This is a genomic window from Streptomyces viridochromogenes (assembly GCF_001270495.1).
Classification (GTDB): domain Bacteria; phylum Actinomycetota; class Actinomycetes; order Streptomycetales; family Streptomycetaceae; genus Streptomyces; species Streptomyces viridochromogenes_A.
In genome coordinates this window covers 1-3,197 of sequence record NZ_LGUR01000054.1, presented here as the reverse complement: position 1 = coordinate 3,197, position 3,197 = coordinate 1, and the positions used below count along the sequence as shown (strand labels likewise).

General features: G+C 73.1%; 2 protein-coding genes. Both read left to right on the top strand.

Translation table 11 applies throughout. The features are described 5' to 3' along the window. Positions 1-2,254: KR domain-containing protein (locus ADK36_RS08075; RefSeq protein WP_048587555.1), on the top strand; the 2,254-nt coding region annotated here is incomplete at its 5' end. Between the two features lie 25 nt (positions 2,255-2,279). Next, a partial coding sequence (locus tag ADK36_RS08070) for a beta-ketoacyl synthase N-terminal-like domain-containing protein (protein WP_234329713.1) occupies positions 2,280-3,197 on the top strand: 918 nt, incomplete at its 3' end.

The following is a 3,197-nucleotide window of genomic DNA, read 5'->3' as shown; positions in this document are numbered from 1 at the left end:
CACCACCACCCCCCACCTCCCCACCTACGCCTTCCAACACCACCGCTACTGGCTGGAAGAGGCGCGGAGCGCGGAGTCCGAGGCGGCGGAGAGCGGCGATGTCGAGGCACGTTTCTGGGCGGCGGTGGACCGTGAGGATCTGGCCTCTCTCACCCGGACGTTGGGGATGGACGCCGAGTCCGGGACGGATTCCGTCGCGGCGCTGAGCACCGCTCTCGGTGTCCTGGCGTCCTGGCGTCGTGGGCGCGACGAGCGAGCCGAGGTGACCCGTCTGCGGTACCGGGTGGGGTGGACGCCGGTCCCGCACGCGAGCACGGGGACTCCCGGCGGAGCGCTGCTGGTGCTGGCGCCGCCGGGAGCCGCGGAGGACGAGGGCGTCGCCCGGATCATGAGCGCTCTGGACGGTCAGGGCCGGCGGTCCCGGCTGCTGGAGTTCGACGCGGCCCACGGGGAGGATCCCGCCGATGCCCTCGGCGAAGTCCTCGCCGGGGACGGGGAGTTCACCGGCGTACTGTCCTTGCTCGCGCTGGACCGCCGTACCCGCCCGGAGTCCCCGGCGCTGACCGAGGGCACGGCCGCCACGCTCGCTCTGCTGCGTGCCCTGGGCGCGGGCACGGTGGGGCTGCCGGTGTGGTCCGTGACCAGCGGCGCGGTGTCGGTCGGCCCCGCGGACCGGCTGCGCGCCCCGGAGCAGGCGGTCGTCTGGGGGCTCGGCAGGGCGGTGGCGCTGGAACATCCGGACCGTTGGGGCGGGCTGGTCGATCTCCCCGAAACGCTCGACGACCGTACGGTGCGGGCGCTGCTCGGCGTGCTGGGCGGGGCGAGCGGGGAGGACCAGGTCGCGGTGCGCTCGGCCGGTGTGTTCGCGCGGCGCCTGCTGGAAAGCCCGCTGCGGAACGAGCCGCGCCAGGCCGACTGGCAGCCGCGCGGCACCGTACTGGTCACCGGTGGCACCGAGAGCCTGGGGCGGCACGCGGCACGTCGGCTGGCCCTGGCCGGCGCCGAGCATCTGCTGCTCACCGTGGACGGGGATCCCGACGCGTCGGACGTACAGGATCTCGTGGCCGAGCTGACCGGACTGGGCGTCGGGGTGTCGGTGTCCACGGCGGACATCTCCAACCGTGCCGGTGTCGCCGAGCTGCTGGCCGACCCGGCCGGGCGGCCCGCGTTGACGGCCGTCGTGCACACCGTCGACTCCGCCGGGATGCTGCCGGTCGCCTCCACCGACGTGGACGAACTCGGCAAGGCGCTGCGCGTGAAGGCCGACGCCGCGCTGTACCTGGACGAGCTGCTGGGCGACCGTCCCCTCGACGCGTTCGTGGTGTTCTCCTCGGCCGCGGGTGTCTGGGGCGGCGGCGGGCAGGGGGTCACGGGCGCGGTCAACGCCTTCCTCGACACCCTGGTCGAGGACCGCCGGCAGCGTGGCCTGGCCGCGACCTCGGTGGCCTGGGGTGTGGTCGAGGGCATCGGAGTGGCCGCCGATCCGGCGGTCCAGGAGCAGCTCCGCCGCCGTGGTGTGCTGCCGATCTCCACGGACCTCGCGATGACGTCGCTGGCCGCCGCGCTGCGGTCCGACGACGGCGTCGTGGCCGTCGCCGACATCGACTGGTCGGCGTTCGTACCGGCGTTCACCTCGGTGCGGCCGAGCCCGCTGCTGGGGGACCTGCCCGAGGTACGGCGACTCGCCGAGGCCGCTGTCGAGGCGGCTGCGGACGAGGCCGAGGCGGGCTCCGCGCTCGTACAGAGTCTCGCGGGCCTCTCCGAGGCGGACCAGAAGCGGGCCCTGATGAAGCTGGTCCGCGAACGGGCCGCCGCGGCCCTCGGCCACACGGACCTGGAGGAGGTCAAGCCGCGGCAGGCATTCCAGGAGATGGGCTTCGACTCGCTGTCGTCGGTCACCCTGCGCAACACCTTGGCGGCTGCCATCGGCGAGAGCCTGCCCGCCACGCTCGTCTTCGACTGCCCGTCCCCCGCGGCCCTCGTGGACTTCCTGCACGAGACGCTGGCCGGCACCGACGCCGAGGAACCGGAGGGCGACGAGGAGGACCTCCGGCGCGTCCTGGCCTCGGTCCCCCTCGACCGCTTCCGCGAGGCGGGTGTGCTCGACGCCCTGTTCTCCCTGGCGCGGACCGAGTCGCTCACCCCGGTCTCCCAGTCCGGGGCGACGGCGAGCGTGGCGGACGAGCTCGACGAGATCGACTCGATGGACATCGACGGACTAGTGCAACGCGCCCTGGGCGGCACCGAACAGTGACCGAGAGCTGAGAGACGAGGACATGATGGCCGCTCAGAACGAGAAAATAGTCGATGCCCTGCGTGCTTCCCTGAAGGAGAACACGCGTCTGAAGGAGCAGTACGACCGGGTCGTCGCCGCCGGCTCCGAGCCGATCGCGATCGTGGGCATGGCCTGCCGCTATCCGGGCGGGGTGACGTCCCCGGAGGGGCTGTGGGACCTCGTCGCCTCCGGCGGTGACGGCATCTCCGAGTTCCCGGTGAACCGTGGCTGGGACCTGGAGAACCTCTTCCACCCGGATCCGGACCACCCCGGTACGAGCTATTCCCGCGAGGGCGGGTTCCTCCATGACGCCGACCAGTTCGACGCGGCCTTCTTCGGCATCTCGCCGCGCGAGGCACTCGCGATGGACCCGCAGCAGCGGCTGATGCTGGAGATCACCTGGGAGGCCCTGGAACGGGCCGCCATCGACCCGGCCACCCTGCACGAGCAGCCCGTCGGCGTCTTCTCGGGCATCGCCTTCCACGACTACGGCGCCGACCGCGAGGACCCCAACGACGGCCTTGAGGGCTTCATCCTCACCGGGGGCGCGGCGAGCGTGCTGTCGGGCCGGGTCTCGTACTTCCTCGGCGCGCAGGGCCCGGCGGTCACCGTCGACACGGCCTGCTCCTCCTCCCTGGTCGCCCTGCATCTGGCCGCCCAGTCCCTGCGTTCTCGCGAGAGTTCCCTCGCGCTGGCCGGCGGGGTGACGGTGATGGCGGTCCCCCACGCCTTCGCCGCCTTCTCCCGGCAGCGCGGCCTCGCTCCCGACGGCCGCTGCAAGTCCTTCGCGGCAGCCGCCGACGGCACGGGGTTCGCGGAAGGTGCCGGTGTGCTGGTGCTGGAGCGGCTGTCGGACGCGGTGCGCAACGGGCGGCGGATCTGGGGTGTGGTGCGCGGTTCGGCCGTCAACCAGGACGGCGCC